The sequence below is a fragment of the Algibacter ulvanivorans genome, from assembly GCF_048381495.1.
Taxonomy (GTDB): Bacteria; Bacteroidota; Bacteroidia; order Flavobacteriales; family Flavobacteriaceae; genus Algibacter_B; species Algibacter_B ulvanivorans.
The window spans coordinates 118,719-139,379 of record NZ_JBLWGD010000001.1; the positions used below are offsets into that span (position 1 = coordinate 118,719).

Here is a 20,661-nt window from a genome sequence, read left to right on the forward strand (position 1 = left end):
AATATTAGCAAACAAGATTATAGCTTATATTAATAAAACCTAAATATAATAGGCAATACCACTATAATAATCGTTTAATTAACGTGGCAATCTGTAAAGTGCGTATTTGTTCGGTAAAAAAACACTCGATTACCTTGTACGCGTTAGTGTTTTGTTAGTTAAAAACAACTGTAGACTGGTTTTTTTCAACCTTAAGCGTTATTGTTCTTCCTAAAATTAAGGCTCTATTATCTGGCTCGTGTCCGGCAGGCATATTAAAAGCAATAGGGAAACTGTAATCAGACAAAGCATCTAATATAAGTTGTTCAATAGAAGTTCCCCAAAGCGTAGTATTTGTTCTCATTTTGCTCATATCTCCAACAATAACACCTTTGCAATTATTAAAATACCCAGCGCGCTTTAAACTTTGTAGCATACGGTCTATATGGTATTTGTATTCTCCTATTTCTTCAATAAATAATATTTTCCCATCAGTATTAATACTAGTTTTAGAGCCTAACATGGTATGTAACATGGTTAAATTACCACCTACCAATTGTCCCGAAGCACTACCTGTTTTATTATATTTAGAGGGTTTTAAAGTGTAGTTTATAGGAGTTCCAAAAAGCGCATTTTTAAAACTAGAAATGCTAGCCTCTATTTCTGTTTCGTCTTTAGGTAAGCTTACACACATTATGGCATGTAAACTTTCTATACCTTCGTTATGTATTTGGTTATGAAGTGCCGTAATATCAGAATAACCAATTACCCACTTAGGGTTTGTTTTAAACTTTGTAAAATTCAACATATCAAGAATTCTTACTGTTCCGTAACCACCGCGAGCGCACCAAATGGCACTAATTTTAGGGTCGTCTAGGGCAGTTTGTAAATCTTCACAACGTTGGTTATCGGTTCCTGCAAAATGGTTGGCTTTGTTAAATACATGTTTTCCAACTACAACATGTAACCCCCAACTTTTAAGTAAATTTTGGGCTTGAATAACTTCACTATTTCTATTTTTTAAAATTCCTGATGGCGCTACAATGGCAACAGTATCGCCCGTTTTTAAGTATGCTGGTTGTTTCAAAATAGTGTGTGGTTTTTCTGTTGATATGTTTTGCGATATAGTTTTTTCTGTGCTTAAGAAAATAGTAACACAAACAAAGCTTAATATGAGTAGGTTTTTAGACATAATGTAAATGTACATTTTTTTTCTAAATAGGCTTCAAAATGTGTATTTTTACGGCTTCAAAAAAAGACATTATAATGCCGAAAAGATATACGATTACCACAGCACTTCCTTATACCAATGGTCCTATTCATATAGGGCATTTAGCAGGCGTTTACGTACCAGCCGATATTTATGCACGTTATTTGCGTTTAACAGGAAACGATGTAGCATTTATAGGAGGAAGTGATGAGCATGGTGTACCAATTACTATTAAAGCCAAAAACGAAGGCGTTTCTCCTCAAGATATTGTTGATAAATATCATGCCATTATTAAAAAATCGTTTGAAGATTTTGGAATTACTTATGATAATTACTCCAGAACCTCTGCTCCAATTCATCATGAAACAGCATCAGAGTTTTTTAAAATATTAGATGAAAAAGGTGAATTTATTGAAGAAACTTCAGAACAATTGTATGATGCCGAAGCCAATCAGTTTTTAGCAGACCGTTTTGTAATAGGAACTTGCCCTAAATGTGGAAACGAAGAAAGTTATGGCGATCAATGCGAAAACTGCGGTACTAGCCATAACGCAACAGATTTAATAAACCCTAAATCGGCCATAACAGGTAATGTGCCTACCTTAAAAGAAACTAAACATTGGTTTTTACCTTTAGATAAACACGAAGCATTTTTAAAAGAATGGATTTTAGAAGGACATAAAAAAGATTGGAAACCTAATGTTTACGGTCAAGTAAAATCTTGGATTGATGATGGTTTACGCCCAAGAGCAGTTACTAGAGATTTAGATTGGGGAATTCCAGTTCCTGCCAAAGGAGGCGAAGGTAAAGTGCTTTACGTTTGGTTTGATGCTCCAATAGGTTATATATCATCAACCAAAGAATGGGCACAACGCGAAGGTAAAGATTGGGAACCATACTGGAAGGACGAAGAAACTAAGCTTGTTCACTTTATAGGAAAAGATAATATTGTATTTCATTGTATTATTTTTCCAGCCATGTTAAAGGCAGAAGGCAGCTATATATTACCAGATAACGTACCAGCAAACGAGTTTTTAAATTTAGAAGGTAATAAGCTATCAACATCTAAAAATTGGGCGGTTTGGTTACATGAGTATTTAGAAGAGTTTCCTGGGCAACAAGATGTATTGCGTTATGCTTTAAACGCTAATGCGCCAGAAACTAAAGATAACGATTTTACATGGAAAGATTTTCAGGCCAGAAATAATAACGAGTTGGTTGCTATATTTGGTAATTTTATAAACCGAGTGGTTGTTTTAACTAATAAGTATTATGATGGTGTAATTCCAACGCCATCAATGTTTAATGATGTCGATACAGAAACTTTAGCAGCCATTAAAGCTTATCCAGATGTAATTGCAAGTTCTATTGAGCGCTATCGTTTTAGAGAAGCAGGGCAAGAATTAATGAATTTGGCTAGACTTGGTAATAAATATTTAGCCGATGCCGAACCTTGGAAAGTAATAAAAATTGATGAACAACGCACCCAAACTATTATGTATGTAGCGCTTCAAATAGCAAGTGCTTTAGCAACATTAAGCGAACCCTTCCTGCCGTTTACATCAAAAAAACTAAAACACATTTTAAACCTTGAGTCTGGTGCAATTCTGGTGTCGTGGAACGAGGTAAGCAACAAAGACGTTTTACTGCCAGCAGGACACAAAATTGGCCAAGCAGAATTATTGTTTTCTAAAATTGAAGATAAAACAATTCAATTTCAGCTCGATAAATTGGCAGCAAGTAAAAAAGCAAACGAAATAGCAAATGCTAAAGTAGAACCACAAAAAGATACTATAACATTTGAAGATTTTACAAAATTAGATCTTCGAGTAGGCACTATACTTGAAGCCGAGAAAATGCCAAAAACTAAAAAACTTTTAAAATTAAAAGTAGATACAGGCATAGATACAAGAACAATTGTGTCTGGTATTGCCGAAAGTTTTTCTGCTGAAGAAGTTGTTGGTAAACGCGTAACGGTTTTAGTAAACCTAGCCCCAAGAGCATTACGTGGAGTAGAGAGTCAAGGTATGATTTTAATGACAGAAACTCCAGATGGTAAACTCGTATTTGTAAACCCCGACAATGCTAAAATAGGTAATGGCTTGCAAATAAGTTAGTTGTAAAAGCATGTGTTTAAAAGCTCGTTTTTTTAAACGAGCTTTTTGCTTTTTGTAATGATTTTTAAAAGTTACAGACTAATCGAGTATGCAAAAAATATTCACAGAATTTTCAACTAATGCTATTTTAAAAATAGGAGATCAAGCACTTCTAGAACCGTATCACATATCAAAACAATTAGATTTATATACGTTTATTAGAACAAACAATTTTAAAGCCGAAATAGTTGTAGATAGTATACCATATACTATAGAACCAAATAGCGTTTTAGCATTAACTGTAGTACAGTATTTTCAGTTTGTTTCTGGAAATAATTTAGTTGTGTATCAATTCAACAGAGAGTTTTACTGCATAAAAGATCACGACCAAGAAGTGAGTTGTGCAGGTTTGCTGTTTTTTGGCAATGTGCATATTCCAATAATAGAATTAAATACAGACGAAAGTAGAAAATTTAAAACTCTTCATGAGGTATTTTTAGATGAGTTTGAAACTAAAGATACCATACAAGCCGAAATGTTACGTATGCTTATGGCACGTTTTATAATTATAGGAACCCGTTTACTAAAGGCTAAAGAAGGTTATACAGAAACCACTAAAAATACCAAAATAGATTTGTTGCGCGAGTTTAACCTTTTAGTAGAGTCGCATTTTAAAGCACAACATAGTGTTGCATTTTATGCAGATAAGCTTTTTAAATCGCCAAAAACCTTATCAAATACTTTTGCCAAATTAAATACAAGCCCGTTGCAAATTATTCATGAGCGTATTATTCTTGAAACAAAACGTTTACTTATATATACAGATAAAACAGCCAAAGAAATAGCTTACGAAGTAGGTTTTGATGATGCCTCGCATTTAAGCCGATTATTTAAAAAATACACCAGTTTGTCGCCTTCCAATTTTAAGAAACAACTTAAAAAAACATCTTAGGGAAAAATTGACAAATTTATAGGAAATCTTACCATTTTATTGCCTCTCCTTTTCATGCATCTTTGTACCGTAAAATTAAAACAACAAAGTCATGAATGTAAAACATATATCAGTATTCAATTTAATTGAAATATTTAGAGGTAAAAGAAAAGAAGCCTTAAACATTATTTCTCCAAAAACGCATTGCGAGCAAAACCACATTTCAGATTTTTATTGCGATGCCGAAAAACCACACGTTTCAGGACGTAATATGCTTTAAACTAGTTAAGGAAAAATTGACAAGTTAAAAGGAATTAATTACATGGTGTAAACTTAATTACAGTTGCACCTTTGTACCAACAATTACAAATAACAAAATTCAAAATAAAACATTTTAAAATTTAGAAATTATGAGCACATTTAATGTACCAACAAGAGACGAAGTAAGCGAAAATAACCAAGCTATTTTCGATAATTTGCAAAAAGCCTTAGGGTTTGTACCTAACCTATATGCAACTTATGCTAATAGCGATACCGCTTTAGAAAATTATTTAAATTTTTCCAATGCAAAAACATCATTATCTGCTAAAGAAAAAGAAGTAGTTAATTTAGCTGTAAGTCAAGTTAATAACTGTATTTACTGTTTGTCTGCACATACTGCCATTGGTAAAATGAACGGATTTACAGACAGCCAAATATTAGAGCTAAGAGCAGGCGAAGCTTCTTTCGATACAAAATTAGACGCCCTAGCAAAACTAGCAAAAAATGTAACCGAAAACAGAGGTAGAACGAACACGCAGGTTCTAGAAAATTTCTTTAATGCAGGATATACAAAAGGAAATTTAATAGATGCCATTTCTTTAGTTGGCGATAAAACTATTTCTAACTACATACATAGTACAACACAAGTACCTGTAGATTTTCCGGTAGCAGAACCATTAGAAACCGCAACATTATAATTAAACTTTAAACAAATATCAATTTAAAAATAAAAACATATAATCATGAAAAAAATAGTAGCCATTTTAGTATTCGTATTCGCCTTTACAGTAACAACAAAAGCACAAGATAAAGGTGTAAAAACAATAGCTTTAGAACAAACAAAAGGTGAGTTTACCCAAAAAACATTAACACTTAACGAAGGTACTTATATTTTTGAGGTATCAAATAATCATGCTGCCAAAGAGGTTGGTTTGGTTTTGGTGCCAAAAGGGAAAGATGCTAGCAACCCAGAAAACCATATAAAAACAGCCTATGTAACAAAAGTGGTTACTGTTGGTAAAACCGAAAAAACCAAAGCCACAACTTTAACAAAAGGCGAATATGTGTATTTCTGCCCATTAAACCCAACGCCACAATACACACTTACGGTACAATAACATTAAGTAGGGCTAATTAATTTAGTAATTAAGGTTATTCTTTTAAAAGAATAACCTTTTTTTATAATACCATTTCTTGATAGGCACGAAGTAAATCTGTAACTTTACATAAAAACCAAATATTATGTTATCAAAAAATATAGAAGACGCATTAAATAATCAAATTCGAATAGAAGCAGAATCATCTCAAATTTATTTAGCTATGGCATGTTGGGCCGAGGTTAAAGGGCTAGAAGGTGTTGCTAATTTTATGTATGCGCAATCTGATGAAGAGCGCGAGCATATGTTAAAACTAGTAAAGTTTGTTAACGAACGTGGCGGGCATGCAAAAATATCGCAATTAGCTGCACCAAACGTTACTTTTAAGTCTTTTAAAGAAATGTTCGAAAAATTGTTCGAGCACGAAGTTTATGTATCGCAGAGTATTAATGAGTTGGTACATATTTCGCTTCAAGAAAAAGATTATGCTTCGCACAACTTTTTACAATGGTATGTTGCAGAACAAATAGAAGAAGAAGCTGTAGCACGAACCATTTTAGATAAAATAAATATGATTGGCGATGATAAGGGCGGACTATATTTATTTGATCGTGATATAGAAAATTTAACTGTTACAACAGCCGCAACTAACGCACCTGAATAATTTAACATTTAACCTTATTTAGATTTAATAAAAATAACTTATTTTTGCCACAGTTTTATAATTATACTTTTGCTGTGGGTAAAAAGAAAAAAAAGAAAGCAATTAAAAAATTACGAAAGTTAGGAGTAGAACTTCCTGAAAAAGTAAAATCTAGTTGCTGTAAAAAATTTAAAAAAGGAGAAAATAAACGCTGTAAAAAGTGTCCGTGTTTCGATTTAATTAAAAAAGTAGCTTAAAGTAAAATGCGTTAATAAGCATTCTATTTTTTGTAATAAAATAGAAAATTAGACCTATCGAGTTTTTATAACCCGATAGGTCTTTTTGGTTAAATAAACATTCAAATTATTTAACTTTGATTAAAATTAAGAGATGCTTACTAGAATGATAAAATATATAGTTCAAGAAACTCAACTTCCAGAGATTTCAGTAAAAAATACCATAGAGTTATTAAACCAAGACTGTACAATACCTTTTATTTCAAGATATAGAAAAGAGCATACAGGAAATTTAAATGAGGTGCAAATAGGCGAAATAGTAAAGTATAAAGAACAGTTTGAAGCTTTAGAAAAACGTAAAAAAGCCATACTAAAAACCTTAGATGAGCAAGAGGTTTTAACCTTAGAGCTAAAACAAAAAATAGAGACTACACATAATTTAACCACTCTTGAAGATTTGTATTTGCCATACAAAAAAAGCCGAAAAACAAAGGCCGAAAAAGCTAGGCAAAATGGGTTAGAGCCTTTAGCAAAAATTATGATGTCTCAGAATGCTAGAGATATAGAATCGTTAGCATTTAAATATGTAAAAGGCGATCTAGCTTCGGTTGATGAGGCTTTAGAGGGAGCAAGGCATATTATTGCAGAGTGGATTAACGAACGTACCGATATACGGAATAACATTCGCCGTCAGTTAGAGCGTTTTGCTTTAATTTCCACGAAAGTGATAAAAACAAAAGCCGATGATGAAAATGCTCAAAAATTTCGAGATTATTTTGATTGGGAAGAGAATTTAAGTCGCATACCATCACATCGATTATTAGCCATTTTAAGAGCCGAAAAAGAAGGCTTTATACGAGTAAAAATAAATATTGATCATGATAGAGCTTTAAATAATATAGAACGTCGTATTATAAAAAGCAATAACGCATGTGCAGAACAAATAGAAGTGGCTATTAAAGATGCTTACAAGCGTTTATTATTGCCCTCGTTAAGTAACGAAGCTTTACAAATAGCTAAAGATAAAGCAGATAATTCTGCTATAACCGTATTTTCAAAAAACCTAAAACAATTGTTGTTAGGTTCTCCACTTGGTGAAAAACGTGTTTTAGCCATAGATCCGGGGTTTAGAACTGGGTGTAAAGTGGTGTGCTTAGATGCTCAAGGGCAGTTAAAGTACAACGAAACCATATACCCGCACCCTCCAAAAAGCGATAGTGTTGGCGCCATGAAAAAAATAAGTTCGCTTTGCGATGCCTATAAAATTGAAGCCATTGCTATAGGAAACGGAACAGCATCGCGCGAAACCGAAGCTTTAATTAGAAAAGTACATTTTAAAAACCAAGTACAAGTATTTGTGGTTAGCGAGGCAGGAGCAAGTATTTATTCGGCATCAAAAATTGCAAGAGAAGAATTCCCAGATTACGATGTTACGGTTAGAGGTTCGGTATCTATTGGTCGTCGTTTACAAGATCCATTAGCCGAATTAGTAAAAATTGATGCAAAATCTATAGGTGTAGGGCAATATCAGCACGATGTAGATCAAGCTAAACTTCAAAAACAATTAGACATTGTAGTAGAAAACTGTGTAAATGCTGTAGGGGTAAATATAAATACGGCAAGTAAGCCGTTGTTAAGTTCGGTTTCGGGTATTGGGCCAAAACTAGCCGAAAACATTTTTAATTACAGAAAAGAAAACGGGGTATTTACATCTAGAAACGATATTAAAAACGTACCACGATTAGGCGATAAAGCGTTCGAGCAGGGGGCTGCTTTTTTAAGAATTAAAGATGCCAAAAACCCGTTAGACGATTCTGCTGTTCACCCAGAAAGTTATAGTATTGTTACAAAAATGGCTAAAGATTTAGGTAAGTCTGTAAAAGATGTAATAGGCAATAAAAGCTTGCTTCAAAAACTAAACCTAAAACAATATTGTACAGTCTCAGTTGGTATGCTTACGCTAGAAGACATTGTAAAAGAACTAGAAAAACCAGGTTTAGATATTCGTGAGCAAGCCAAAGTATTTACCTTTAATCAAAACATAAAAACCATTAACGATTTAAAAGTAGGGCAATTGCTTCCGGGGATAGTTAATAATATTACCAATTTTGGCTGCTTTGTAGATGTAGGTATAAAAGAAAGTGGCTTAATTCATGTGTCAAACTTATCCGATAGTTTTGTAAAAGATGTGAATGAGCATGTAAGTTTACACCAACAAATTATTGTAAAAGTGTTGGAGGTAGATGTTCCGCGAAAGCGAATACAATTAAAATTGCATAAATAATATGCTAAAAATAGCCAATCACGATATTTACAAACACCCGTTACCAGAAGGTCATCGTTTTCCTATGATTAAATACGAATTGCTGCCTCGGCAATTAATACACGAGGGCACTTGCAGTTCAAACAACTTTTTTAAACCCGAAGTACCCGACGATAAACATATTTTAAGAGTACACACCAAAAGTTATTACGACGCTTTAAAACACCTAACTTTAGATGCTCGAGCAGCCAGAAAAATAGGTTTCCCGTTAAGTGCAGCATTAGTAGAGCGTGAGGTTATCATTGCCGATGGTACGATTACAGCCAGTAAGTTTGCTCTAGAACATGGTGTTGCTATGAATATTGCTGGCGGTACGCACCATGCGTATTCTTCGAGAGGTGAAGCTTTTTGTTTATTGAACGATCAAGCCATTGGCGCACGGTATTTATTGGAAAAGCAGTTAGCTAAAAAAATACTAATTGTTGATTTAGATGTGCATCAAGGCAACGGAACTGCAGAGATTTTTCAGAATGATAACGCGGTATATACATTTTCTATGCATGGTAAAGGAAATTACCCGTTTAAAAAGGAACAAAGCGATTTAGATATTGCTCTAGAAAATAATGCCAACGACACGATATATTTAGGCTTGTTAAAAAAGACCTTGCCAAAATTAATCGAACAAGAAAATCCCGATTTTATTTATTATTTATGTGGTGTCGATGTTCTGGCTTCCGATAAATTAGGAAAGCTAGCCATCACGCCAGCTGGTTGTATAGAACGCGATAGGTTTGTGCTGCAAACCTGTAAAAATTATCAAATTCCAGTTATGTGTTCTATGGGCGGTGGCTATTCTCCAGATATTAAAATTATTGTAGAGGCGCATGCTAACACGTTTCGGATGGCGCAAGATATTTTCTTTTAAAGATTAAGCTACTTAAATTTCTGCGAAGCGTTAACATTCTAAATCCAATAAAAAAGCATTAACCTAATAACTAGATTAATGCTTTAAAAAAAGTTTACGATGCTTTTTTAATCACCAAATTGTGCGATAAATTACTGGTAATTATATCTTGCCAGTTTTTAATGCGACGTAATTCGTAATCTTCCATAAAGGTTTCATCGGTATTAAAAAAGTTTAATAATACGTCTTGTTTCTCAGTATTCTTAAAGCTTAGTTTTAAATCTAATTGTTTTAAGAGGCTTACTTTATTACTGCCTGTTTGGTATTTAGTAAGCACTTCGCAATTTGAAATTTCAGATAAATTTAGGTTTATAAACGTATTGTTTTCACTTTGTACTGTAATGTATGTTAAGGTATTTTTATTTTCTGTAATGCCAATAAATTTGTTGTTCCAAACCTCTTTTAGGTCATATTTATAGCCATTTTGTTGGGCTAATTTTCTAACTTCTTTTTTTGTGCTAGTGTTAAAACCTTTAAATATGAAGATTAAAAAAGGCACGATAATGCTTAATGTTACTAGAATAGCTAGTACTGTAAATGATATTTTCATTCTTGTAAATTTTTTTGATTTAATGTATAATAAATCAACACTAAAACTCTAAAAGTTTAGTGTTGCAATAGTTTTTAAAAAGACCTATTGCTTTTACGTAAATGAATGAAAAGGGAATATTATTGCTTTGGTAGTAAGCCTAATATTAATAAGCTTACAGGTTTTTTGGTACGACAGGTAGTTTTCCTGTTGTTCCTTATAAACCACATTTTTTAAATGTAAATGTTTAAAAAACGGAATGTTATCTTCAAGCGAAGTATTACTTGAAAAATCTAAATTAGAGTTTACAATAATACCTTGATTATTAAAGGCGGTGTTTTTAACAACATGGTGTTGCTGTGCAGGTGTTTTTACAGTATAAGTGTCTAGATTTTCTGTAAAAAAGAAAGTCGATAACCCTATAAAAAACGTTAAAAGCAAATAGCTTAACCTAAGCACGGTAATAATCTTTAAAAGTAAAGCACAAAGGTATGTTATTTATCTGTTAAGGAAATTGTAAAGTTTTAAATATTAACAAATTTCACTCACAAAAAAAGCGCCCAATTTCATGGGCGCTTTTAGAAAATATGGTTGTAATATTTTTACCTATTCATATTCTTTATTTGATCCACAAAATCATCTAAATCTGTACCATTACTTACTAAGGTTAGTGCCTTGTCAATTATGTATTTTACATTAACAGCACGAAAACCAAGCCCTACAGCAATCTTCTTTAAAAGCACATGTTCAGAATCACCTTTAATAGAATCTACATAAACCATACGCACCAAATCATACAAACGTTCTAAACGCAAATCGTAAGAAACAGGTGGGTTTATTGGGTGCGACTCATAATTTTTCAAAATAGCCTTATAATCGCCTTCTCCAATTTCTAAACGCTGTGCTAAACGGTCTAAAAACGCTTGTTCTTCTGGTGTAATAATCCCATCATCCATAGCTACACGAACTATCGATGCAAAATGGCTTTCATTTCGCTTTTTAAAACCACTATCAAATAAATCTGAAAACGACATATATACTTCTTTTTAGTGCTGCAAACCTACATATTTTTTTTAAGATTTTAAACCTAAAAATTAATTATTTGGGCGTTACCACAAGGGTCGGGCTTTCACTACTCGCTTCCTCCTACCGTCGGCGAGCTCAAACAAATCGTTTAATCCCTAACGCGGGTAAATAACAATTATTTAACACGATAAATAATTGCATATTCTAAGCTAAACCATAAAAAAATAATCTTAAACCTTATATTTGCACATCAAAACAAAATTAGGTGAGTAAAACTAGTATCTCTCAAACCTATTTACAGGCTTTGCAAACGCAAAATCTGCAAAATACTATGGCTCAAATTGGAGCAAAAACCCATGTAAAAGGCCTTGTAGGTTCTTCTTTTTCATTTGTAATTTCAAGCTTGTTTAAAACAGCGCAAAAGCCTTTTTTACTTGTTTTTAACGATAAAGAAGAAGCCGCACATTATTTAAACGATTTAGAACAATTACTAAACGATAAGGATGTATTGTTTTATCCAGGTAGTTATCGTAGGCCTTACGAGATAGAAGAAACCGATAATGCCAATGTACTATTGCGTGCCGAGGTTTTAAACCGTATTAACTCGCAAAAAAAGCCAGCTATAATTGTAACCTATCCCGATGCGCTTTTCGAGCAAGTGGTAACACGAAAAGAATTAGAGCGCAATACCTTAAAAGTTGGTGTAAACGACAATTTATCTATAGATTTTGTAAACGAAATGCTGTTTGAGTATAAGTTTAAACGTGTAGATTTTGTAACCGAACCTGGCCAGTTTTCGGTACGAGGTGGTATTGTAGATGTATTTTCTTTTTCTAACGACGAGCCTTACAGAATCGAGTTTTTTGGCGATGAGGTTGATAGTATTAGAACCTTCGATGTAGAAACACAACTATCCATAGAGCAAATAAAAAAAATAAACATTATACCTAACGTAGCCAATAAAATGCTACAAGAAAGTAGGCAAAGTTTTTTAAAGTATATGGCTCAAAAAACAATTGTGTGTTTAAAAAATGCCGATTTACTTTTTTCTAGAATAGACAATTTTTATACAAAAGCTCAAGATGCGTTTAAAGCCTTATCAACAGACATTCAGCATGCCAAACCCGAAGAGCTATTTTGCGATTCAAAAAAACTAAAAAAACAATTACTCGATTTTTCAATTATTGAGTTTGGTAGCGATAACTATTTTAAACATCAGCCAATTGTTGTTTCAAAACCTTCAGAAGAGGCTGTTTTAAAACAAATTCAAAGTGCCGAAATTCAATATAATACGGTTCCGCAGCCAGCATTTAATAAACAATTTAATTTATTAATAGAAAATTTAAACGCCAACCACAATAAAGGCTATACCAATTACATAGCATGTGTAAGCGAGCAACAAGCAAAACGGTTTCATGATATTTTCGACGATTCTAACCTAGAAGTAGCACCGTATAACACCATAATTTTATCGCTTCATCAAGGTTTTGTAGATCATGAAAGTAAGGTGGTTTGTTATACCGATCATCAAATTTTCGAGCGTTACCATAAATTTCAGCTTAAAAATGGCTACGCCAAAAAACAAGCTATAACTTTAAAAGAACTTACAAATTTAGATATTGGCGATTATGTAACCCATATAGACCATGGTATTGGGCGTTTTGGAGGGCTTCAAAAAATAGATGTAGAAGGTAAAAAACAAGAAGCTATTAAATTGGTTTATGGCGAGCGCGATGTGTTATATTTAAGTATCCATTCGCTTCATAAAATAACTAAGTTTAATGGTAAAGATGGTAAACCGCCTAAAGTTTATAAACTTGGCAGCAATGCTTGGAAAACCCTAAAGCAAAAAACCAAAGCACGTGTAAAACATGTTGCTTTTAACTTAATAAAATTATACGCTAAACGTAAAACCGAAAAAGGTTATCAATACAACCCAGATAGTTACTTGCAACACGAGTTAGAAGCTTCTTTTATTTATGAAGATACTCCAGACCAAAGTACAGCAACTGCAGATATTAAGGCCGATATGGAAAGCGATCGCCCTATGGATAGACTTGTTTGTGGCGATGTTGGTTTTGGTAAAACAGAAGTGGCTATTCGTGCAGCTTTTAAAGCGGTTGATAATGGAAAGCAAGTAGCCGTTTTAGTGCCAACCACAATATTGGCATATCAGCACGCTAGAACTTTTGCAAAGCGTCTAGAAGATTTTCCAGTAACTGTCGATTATGTTAACCGTTTTAGAACAGCCAAAGAAAAACGCGAAACTTTAGAGCGTTTAGAACAAGGAAAAGTAGATATTATAATAGGCACACACCAGCTTGTAAACAAAAATGTAAAGTTTAAAGATTTAGGCTTATTAATTGTAGATGAAGAACAAAAATTTGGTGTAGCAGTAAAAGAAAAGCTTAAAACCATTAAAGAAAATGTAGATGTGTTAACCCTTACGGCAACACCAATTCCAAGAACGCTTCAGTTTAGTTTAATGGCAGCAAGAGATATGTCTGTTATTACCACAGCACCACCAAACCGATATCCTATAGAAAGCCATGTTATTCGATTTACCGAAGAAACCATTCGCGATGCTGTGAGCTACGAAATTCAACGAGGCGGTCAAATATATTTCATTCATAACCGTATAGAAAATATTAAAGAAGTAGCAGGCATGATACAACGTTTGGTACCAGATGCCAAAATTGGTGTAGGCCACGGGCAAATGGATGGAAAAAAACTAGAACAATTAATGCTTCAGTTTATGGATGGTGCTTTCGATGTTTTAGTAAGCACCACCATTGTAGAGAGTGGTTTAGATGTGCCAAACGCAAATACCATTTTTATAAATAATGCCAATAATTTTGGGTTAAGCGATTTACACCAAATGCGAGGTCGTGTGGGTCGAAGCAATAAAAAAGCATTTTGTTATTTTATAACCCCAGAATATTCTGCAATGACTGATGATGCCAGAAAACGAATCTCGGCTTTAGAACAATTTACAGATTTAGGAAGCGGTTTTAATATTGCTATGAAAGATCTGGAAATTAGAGGAGCAGGCGATTTATTGGGTGGCGAACAAAGCGGGTTTATTAATGAGATAGGGTTTGATACCTATCAAAAAATTCTAAACGAAGCTATTGAAGAGCTTAAAGAAAACGAGTTTAAAGACTTGTATAACGAAGATGAAGCTAATAAAGTTTATGTAAAAGATGTTACTATCGATACTGATTTTGAGCTTCTATTTCCTGATAGTTACGTAAATAATATTGCAGAACGATTAAGTTTATATACACAACTAAACAACCTTAAAAACGAAGCAGAATTACATACCTTTGAACAGGAATTGATTGATCGATTTGGAGCCTTACCAAAACAAGTGACCGATTTATTAAATAGTGTCCAAATAAAGTGGTTAGCTACTAAAATAGGCTTTGAAAAGGTGGTGATGAAGCAAAGTAAATTAATAGGTTATTTTATTAACGACCAACAAAGTAGTTTTTACCAAAGTGCAAGTTTTACCAAAGTATTACAATTTGTTCAAAAAAACCCGAATATTTGTAAAATGAAGGAAAAGCAAACCCGTAATGGTTTACGATTAATGCTCACTTTTACTAATATAAAAACGGTTAAGCAAGCATTAGAAGCTTTAAAACCAATTGTGGCTTAATTATTGATTTTTTTAAATTAAAAACAATTTTAAACTAATGAAACGTTTACTCTTTATAACATTTTTATTACCAAGTATTCTATTTGCTCAGCATACTATAAAAGGTACCTTTTCTCCAGCAAAAGATTACAATTTTGCATTATTATACAAAGTAACCCCAACGATATCTGATTATGTAACAAATGCCGAAATAGGTGAGGATGGGCGTTTCGAGTTTAAGTTAGATTCAACACACACTAAAGGCACTTACCGGTTGGTTTATGCCGTACCGCAAGAAGATTATAATTTTGATATTATATATAACGGAAAAGAAGATATAGAGCTAAAATTTAACTCTGAAACAGGTGTAGAGTTTACAAAATCTACAGAAAATAAATTATTAGCGTCTTACACCAATAGTATGTCTATGGTAACCCAAAGCATTGGCAATTATTTTAGTAAGCAAAGTAAAGATACCACAGCATTAAAAACCATATTTAAAACCCAGAAAGAAACCCAAGAAAACTTTGAAAAAGCAGCAAAAGGTACAAGGGCACTTACTTTTATTAAAGCAAACAAACCCTATATTCCTAAAAAAATAGAAGATGTTAAAACCTATATAAACAATTTAAAAGTTCATTATTTTGATTATGTAAATTTTAATAATCCTGTGCTACAAAGTTCTAGTTTTTTAGAAGAGCGCATGCTTAACTATGTTTTTGGAATGTCAATAGATTCTAAGAATGAAATAGAAAATTATAAAAGCAATATCGACGTGGTTTTTACTCACATGAAAACAGCACCTAAAGAAGTGCAACGTATATTATTATTCGATTTATGGCAACAAATGGCCGATTTAAAACATGAAGAAGTATCAAATTACATTGCCGATAAATACTTAATGGATATTGCTGTTAACTTAAACGATCAAGAGTTACTGCAAGCTTTAATATTGTATCAAAACCTTTCTACAGGAGCTGTTGCTCCAAATTTTAATGTCGAACTTAAAGAGCAAGGTAAGCTTGTAAAAAAGAAGTTAACCGATTTAAAAGGTGCCGAAAACTACATTATAGTGTTCTGGAGTAGTACATGTTCGCATTGTTTAGATGAGGTGCCTCAATTGCAAAAATTTGTAAATACTTTCGAAAAAAATAAAGTGAAAGTTGTGGCTGTAGGCCTAGAAGACGAGCCTTATGGTTGGAAAAATTTAACTTACGATTACCCAGAATTTATACACGTTTATGGTAAAGGAAAATGGGATAATGTAATAGGGAACGCTTATGGTGTTTCATCTACACCAACATATTTTATTTTAGATAAGGATAAAAAAATACTTGCTAAACCTATAGATTTTGAGGTGTTAAAAGAATATTTTAAAGTAGAAGGCGAATAGTTTTTAAAAATGATAAAAAGCATTTTCTAAATGTTCAATAATATAACCTTTGTCTTTTTTTACAATAGCAACTATATCAAACCTAACTTCTACATCTAGGTTATTTACGGTTACATATTCATTAATAGCTTTAACTAAACGTTGTATTTGTTTTGGTTTTACAAAATCTTGCGGATTTCCAAAATTGGTGGTCGATCGGGTTTTAACTTCAATAATAGCTAGAATATCTTTTTTTTGGGCAATAATGTCAACTTCAGCTTTATTAAAACGATAGTTGCGTTCTACAATTTGGTAGTTGTTTTCAATAAGAAAATCTACTGCAAGTTGTTCGCCTTTTTTACCAAGTTCGTTGTGTTGTGCCATTATTTACCCTCTAAACAAAAAGAAATTATCTTTCATGTGTTCAATCTTACTATCTTGGTTGGTCATAATGTAATCTATAGCTTGCGATGTGAAATCTTCGCCTTTTTCTGTTAATGATACTATGTTTTTATTAAACTTAATCATATTGTTTTTTAAGGCCAAATCTAAAACCGTTTTCGAGCGTACTTTTTGCCAGTTTATATGTTCGTTAAGGTGGTTTACATGGCGTTCGCTTTCTTCGGTATGATTTTTTAAATGCAGAAGAAAAGTTAATAACGATACTTCGGTGCGTTGTTGTTTTTCTCTATACATAACAGCAATAACACCTTTATTAGGCGCAAATAAGTATATAATTAAAAACAATAACCCTAACATAGTGGTTATAGATCCTGCTATTGAAGCATCTAATATATGTGCTAACCAATAACCAGAAATGGCGCTAAACACTCCAAAACTAATGGCGTATATAAGCATACGTTTTAATTCGTTGGTTAGCAAATAAGCTGTGGCGGCTGGCGCAATCATTAATGCTACTACTAGAATAGCTCCAACGGCATCAAAAGCTCCAACGGTGGTTACCGATGAAACAGTCATTAACCCATAATGAATTAGTGCTGGAGAAAACCCTAAAGAAGCGGCTAAGCCAGCATCAAAAGTGCTTACTTTTAATTCTTTAAAAAAGGCAAATAGTAAACCTATAGTAATTACTAATATGCTACCTATAACCCATAAAGGTTTTGGGCCTAAATCTGTATTGCTAACAATTAATCTATCAAAAGGAGCAAAGGCAAGTTCGCCAAGTAAAACAGCATCAACATCTAAATGTACATCGTTAGCGTTTTTGGCTATCATAATTACACCAATACTAAATAAAACAGGAAATACTAACCCAATAGCTGTATCTTCTTTTACTAATCCTGTTTTTTGTATGTATTCAACAAGTAAAACGGTAATTATACCAGTTGCAGCGGCTAATAAAATAAGTAGCGGCGAATTTAAATCTTGAGTTATAAAAAAACCAATAACAATACCGGGTAAAATAGAATGGCTAATAGCATCGCTAATCATAGCCATTTTTCTAAGTACCAAAAATGTACCAGGAATAGCGCAAGCAATGGCAACTAAACTTGCAATAAGTTGTATTTCTATTTGCGCGTTACTCATTATTTTCGGTTTGTTGGTTATATAAATTTGCAGCGGTTTTAAACCCTTGTTCGGTTAAACTCCACATAGAACCATTAAGCTTTACATAGTTTTTTTTAACTAGTTTTTGAAGTGTCCCTTTTGTAAATCCTTGAAAATTGTTTAAAATTTTAATGGTATGAGGGTGCGATATGTTTTCGTGAGTTTCTGCAATATGAAACATAAAAGCTAGTGTTTTTTGCAATTGTAAATCGCGTCGGTTTTTTATAAAACGTATTTGTTTAAATAATAAACCACGGCTAGGCGAAAATATAAAGGAAACCAATACAAATACGCCTGCAACAATAACAATAACAGGACCTGTTGAAAGGTTATTTTGGCTAGCACTTATAGCGGTACCGAAAACTCCTGAAAAGGCACCAAAAATAGCTGCTAAAAACACCATAACAGACAAGCTGTTTGTCCATTGGCGTGCAGCGGCAGCAGGTGCTAATAGCATAGCGCTCATTAAAACGACACCTACGGTTTGTAAGCCAAGCACAATGGCTAATACAATAAATGTTGTAATTAAAATATCGATTAATTGGGTATTAAAGCCAAGGGTTTTTGTGTAATCGGCATCAAAAAGTAAAATTTTAAATTCTTTCCAAAACAGTAACAAAACAAATAGACAAGATCCTGTAACAATGGCCATCATCCACACATCGTTTTCTACTAATGTAGCAGCTTGCCCGAATAAATATTTGTCTAGCCCTGCTTGGTTGGCATTAGGTTGTTTTTGAATAAAAGTGAGAAGCAGCATACCAAAACCAAAAAATAAGGATAGTATTAAGCCTAAAGCAGTATCGGACTTTAAATGGGTTTTGCTAATAATGCCTTTTATCCAGAATGTACCTATTAATCCGCTAACTAATGCGCCTAATAATAAAATATTACTGTCTTTGGCTCCAGTAATTAAAAAGGCAATAGCAATACCTGGTAATGCGGCATGTGAAATAGCATCGCCTAAAAGGCTTTGTTTGCGTAATACAGCAAAGCTACCAAGCATGCCAGTAACTGCGCCTAAAATGGCAGTTCCGAAGGTTATTGTTCTTAGTGTATAGTCGGTAAAGACAAGTTTTATGTATTCTGTTATGTCCATAGTTTTTTGCAAATGCAGAAATTTTATCCTGTTATTTCGCAATGTTTATTTTCTTTTTTATTGATAAAATTTATTATTCTTGTATGCTTACTTTGTAGTTAATACCGTATGTTTTTGTTAGGTTATCGTCATTAAAAATATCTTTTACTGGGCCTGTAGCGATTTTTTTAACATTAAGAAAAGTTACCCAATCAAAATATTCTGGTACGGTTTGTAAATCGTGATGCACTACAATAACTGTTTTTCCTGCTTTACGTAACTCTTTTAAAATATTGATAATGGCTATTTCGGTTGTAGCATCAACACCTTGAAAGGGTTCGTCCATAAAATAAATAGAAGCATTTTGTACTAATGCTCTAGCCAAGAAGATGCGTTGTTGTTGTCCGCCAGAAAGCTGGCTTATTTGTCTAGATTTAAAAGGGAGCATGCCCACTTTTTCAAGGGCTTCTAAAGCGGCTTTTTTTTCTTTTTGTCCCGGACGTTTTATCCAGCCTAAACTTCCGTAAGTTCCCATCATTACAACATCTAGTGCTGTAGTTGGGAAATCCCAATCTACACTTCCTTTTTGTGGTACATAAGCAACTAATTGGCGTTGTTTTTTGTAGCTTTTACCAAAAATTTCTACACTTCCAGCAATAGGTTTTAAAATGCCTAAAATAGATTTTATAAGCGTAGATTTTCCTGCGCCATTGGGGCCAACAATAGCCATAAGTACACCTTCTGGAATTTCTAAATCGATATCCCAAAGTACAGGTTTGTAGTTGTAAGCTACGGTTAAATCGTCTACTTTTACGGCTATTTTATGGCTCATATTATTTTACTTTAACGCATTTACAATAGTATTAACATTATACTCGAACATACCAATATAGGTGCCTTCTTTAGTTCCTGCATTTCCTAGCGCATCAGAATATAGAGAACCACCAATAATAACATGGTGCCCTTTAGAGTTAACGGCAGCTTGCAAAGCCTCTATGGTGCGTTTTGGTACCGAGCTTTCTATAAAAATGGCTTTAACTTTCTTTTTTATAATAAATTCTGATAGTTTTTGAACGTCTTGTACACCAGCTTCTGTGGCAGTAGAGAGCCCTTGTAAACCAACAACTTCAAAATTAAATGTTTTCCCGAAGTAATTAAATGCGTCGTGAGCAGTAACTAAAATACGTTGCTCTTTTGGAAGGGTTTCTATGGTTGAAATTATTTTAGTTTTCAGGTTTTCTAATTGCTTAATGTAATTTGCGCCATTAGCTTGAAAATAGTTTTTTTGTTCTGGAATAGCGTCCGATAGTTTTTGGGATACAAATTGTGTGGCCTGTATCCAATAATTAATATTAAACCAAATGTGCGGATCGTAGTTTGACGCAAAATAATCTGAACCAATAAGTGTGCTCTTGTCTAAAGCCTCTCCTATGGCTATAGTGTTTTTGTTTTTCATTTTTTCGAAAACTTCCACTAGTTTACCCTCTAGGTGTAAGCCATTGTAAAAAATAATATCGGCATTTGCTAATTTATTAACATCGCCTTCGCTAGCTTTATACAAATGTGGGTCTACACCGCTACCCATTAAGCCTTGAAGGTTAATGTGTGTGCCACCAATGTTTTTAACTAAATCGGTAATCATAGAGGTTGTTGTAACAACGTTTATTTTTCCGTTTGTTTGTGTTTTGTCTTTGCAACTAAAAATAGTTAAAACAGAAAGAAGTATTAGTAAATATTTTTTCATTTTATTTATTGAATAACAGGGCT

General features: G+C 33.2%; 19 protein-coding genes. 10 read left to right on the forward strand and 9 right to left on the reverse strand.

The window, feature by feature from the left end; genetic code table 11:
* Positions 1-154: 154 nt before the first annotated feature.
* On the reverse strand, positions 155-1,186 hold the full coding sequence (locus ACNG5D_RS00590; RefSeq protein WP_418181551.1) for a S66 peptidase family protein: 1,032 nt from the start codon (positions 1,184-1,186) through the stop codon (positions 155-157).
* A 59-nt stretch (positions 1,187-1,245) separates the two neighbouring features.
* On the opposite strand from ACNG5D_RS00590, the gene metG reads away from it, so the two are divergent.
* The 8 genes from metG to ACNG5D_RS00630 all read left to right on the forward strand — a co-directional run bounded on the left by metG (position 1,246) and on the right by ACNG5D_RS00630 (position 9,641).
* The gene (metG, locus tag ACNG5D_RS00595; protein ID WP_418181552.1) at positions 1,246-3,306 is read left to right on the forward strand and encodes a methionine--tRNA ligase; all 2,061 of its coding nucleotides are present in this window, start codon (positions 1,246-1,248) and stop codon (positions 3,304-3,306) included.
* A gap of 88 nt (positions 3,307-3,394) precedes the next feature.
* The gene (locus ACNG5D_RS00600; protein ID WP_418181553.1) at positions 3,395-4,237 is read left to right on the forward strand and encodes an AraC family transcriptional regulator; all 843 of its coding nucleotides are present in this window, start codon (positions 3,395-3,397) and stop codon (positions 4,235-4,237) included.
* 91 nt (positions 4,238-4,328) lie between these two features.
* Positions 4,329-4,496 (forward strand): hypothetical protein, encoded by a 168-nt coding sequence (locus tag ACNG5D_RS00605; RefSeq protein ID WP_418181554.1) that lies wholly within the window; start codon positions 4,329-4,331, stop codon positions 4,494-4,496.
* Between the two features lie 130 nt (positions 4,497-4,626).
* On the forward strand, positions 4,627-5,175 hold the full coding sequence (locus tag ACNG5D_RS00610; RefSeq protein ID WP_418181555.1) for a carboxymuconolactone decarboxylase family protein: 549 nt from the start codon (positions 4,627-4,629) through the stop codon (positions 5,173-5,175).
* Positions 5,176-5,220: 45 nt separating this feature from the next.
* Positions 5,221-5,595 (forward strand): cupredoxin domain-containing protein, encoded by a 375-nt coding sequence (locus tag ACNG5D_RS00615; protein WP_418181556.1) that lies wholly within the window; start codon positions 5,221-5,223, stop codon positions 5,593-5,595.
* Positions 5,596-5,719: 124 nt separating this feature from the next.
* Positions 5,720-6,238: a ferritin gene (locus tag ACNG5D_RS00620; protein WP_418181557.1), complete on the forward strand. Its 519-nt coding sequence runs from the start codon at positions 5,720-5,722 to the stop codon at positions 6,236-6,238.
* Positions 6,239-6,619: 381 nt separating this feature from the next.
* Positions 6,620-8,737, forward strand: coding sequence for a Tex family protein (locus tag ACNG5D_RS00625; protein ID WP_418181558.1), 2,118 nt, complete (start codon positions 6,620-6,622; stop codon positions 8,735-8,737).
* A gap of 1 nt (position 8,738) precedes the next feature.
* Positions 8,739-9,641 (forward strand): histone deacetylase family protein, encoded by a 903-nt coding sequence (locus ACNG5D_RS00630; RefSeq protein ID WP_418181559.1) that lies wholly within the window; start codon positions 8,739-8,741, stop codon positions 9,639-9,641.
* 94 nt (positions 9,642-9,735) lie between these two features.
* Here ACNG5D_RS00630 and ACNG5D_RS00635 read toward each other — a convergent pair whose 3' ends face one another.
* The 3 genes from ACNG5D_RS00635 to ACNG5D_RS00645 all read right to left on the reverse strand — a co-directional run bounded on the left by ACNG5D_RS00635 (position 9,736) and on the right by ACNG5D_RS00645 (position 11,243).
* Positions 9,736-10,230 carry a hypothetical protein gene (locus ACNG5D_RS00635; protein WP_418181560.1) on the reverse strand — a complete coding sequence of 165 codons (495 nt, stop codon included), beginning with the start codon at positions 10,228-10,230 and terminating at the stop codon, positions 9,736-9,738.
* A 93-nt stretch (positions 10,231-10,323) separates the two neighbouring features.
* Positions 10,324-10,668: a hypothetical protein gene (locus ACNG5D_RS00640; protein ID WP_418181561.1), complete on the reverse strand. Its 345-nt coding sequence runs from the start codon at positions 10,666-10,668 to the stop codon at positions 10,324-10,326.
* Positions 10,669-10,811: 143 nt separating this feature from the next.
* Positions 10,812-11,243 (reverse strand): tellurite resistance TerB family protein, encoded by a 432-nt coding sequence (locus ACNG5D_RS00645; RefSeq protein WP_418181562.1) that lies wholly within the window; start codon positions 11,241-11,243, stop codon positions 10,812-10,814.
* A gap of 257 nt (positions 11,244-11,500) precedes the next feature.
* Between ACNG5D_RS00645 and mfd the strand changes: the two genes are divergently transcribed.
* Positions 11,501-14,896, forward strand: a complete 3,396-nt coding sequence (mfd, locus tag ACNG5D_RS00650; protein WP_418181563.1) for a transcription-repair coupling factor — start codon at positions 11,501-11,503, stop codon at positions 14,894-14,896.
* Positions 14,897-14,933: 37 nt separating this feature from the next.
* Positions 14,934-16,268 carry a TlpA family protein disulfide reductase gene (locus tag ACNG5D_RS00655; protein ID WP_418181564.1) on the forward strand — a complete coding sequence of 445 codons (1,335 nt, stop codon included), beginning with the start codon at positions 14,934-14,936 and terminating at the stop codon, positions 16,266-16,268.
* 3 nt (positions 16,269-16,271) lie between these two features.
* On the opposite strand, the gene ACNG5D_RS00660 is transcribed toward ACNG5D_RS00655, so the two are convergent.
* The 5 genes from ACNG5D_RS00660 to ACNG5D_RS00680 all read right to left on the reverse strand — a co-directional run bounded on the left by ACNG5D_RS00660 (position 16,272) and on the right by ACNG5D_RS00680 (position 20,638).
* A complete protein-coding gene (locus tag ACNG5D_RS00660) occupies positions 16,272-16,631 on the reverse strand; it encodes a YraN family protein (protein ID WP_418181565.1) in 360 nt (119 codons plus the stop codon).
* Positions 16,632-16,634: 3 nt separating this feature from the next.
* On the reverse strand, positions 16,635-17,795 hold the full coding sequence (locus ACNG5D_RS00665; protein WP_418181566.1) for a metal ABC transporter permease: 1,161 nt from the start codon (positions 17,793-17,795) through the stop codon (positions 16,635-16,637).
* Positions 17,788-18,915: a metal ABC transporter permease gene (locus ACNG5D_RS00670; protein WP_418181567.1), complete on the reverse strand. Its 1,128-nt coding sequence runs from the start codon at positions 18,913-18,915 to the stop codon at positions 17,788-17,790. Before ACNG5D_RS00670 ends, ACNG5D_RS00665 begins: the two co-directional genes overlap by 8 nt.
* Before the next feature lie 73 nt (positions 18,916-18,988).
* Complete coding sequence (locus ACNG5D_RS00675) at positions 18,989-19,726, reverse strand: metal ABC transporter ATP-binding protein (protein WP_418181568.1); 738 nt, start codon at positions 19,724-19,726, stop codon at positions 18,989-18,991.
* 6 nt (positions 19,727-19,732) lie between these two features.
* A complete protein-coding gene (locus tag ACNG5D_RS00680) occupies positions 19,733-20,638 on the reverse strand; it encodes a metal ABC transporter solute-binding protein, Zn/Mn family (RefSeq protein WP_418181569.1) in 906 nt (301 codons plus the stop codon).
* Positions 20,639-20,661: the final 23 nt, after the last annotated feature.